At 57.4% G+C, this 399-nt stretch carries 1 protein-coding gene; it reads left to right on the top strand.

Features of this window, described 5'->3' with window-relative positions:
• Positions 1–399 (top strand): SpoVR family protein (locus EN845_RS33980; protein ID WP_189587435.1); only part of this gene is annotated, 399 nt, incomplete at both ends.

The raw sequence follows: 399 nt of genomic DNA, 5'->3' as shown, positions 1-399 counted from the left end.
GCCGCCGTCATCGGGAAAGAATAAGCCGGAGGCAAGGGACGAAATCCTTGCGGAGCGCAAAAAGTCGCTGAACCTACCCGAGGAGAACCTGCTCTATTTCCTGGAGAAGAACAGCCTGGTGCTGGAGCCCTGGCAGCGCGAGGTCGTCAGGATCGTGCGTGTCGTCGCGCAATATTTCTACCCGCAGCGGCAGACTCAGGTGATGAACGAAGGCTGCGCAACCTTCGTGCACTATACGATCATGAACCTCCTCTTCGATCGCGGCCGCATCAGCGAAGGCGCCATGTTGGAGATCCTGCGCAACCACTCGAACGTCGTCTTTCAGCCAGGCTTTGACGACCCGCGTTTCTCCGGCATCAATCCCTATGCCTTGGGACTCGATATGATGCAGGATATCCA

It is taken from the genome of Mesorhizobium sp. M8A.F.Ca.ET.202.01.1.1, from assembly GCF_004791595.1.
Lineage (GTDB): Bacteria > Pseudomonadota > Alphaproteobacteria > Rhizobiales > Rhizobiaceae > Mesorhizobium.
This window is presented reverse-complemented; position numbering and strand designations above follow the sequence as displayed.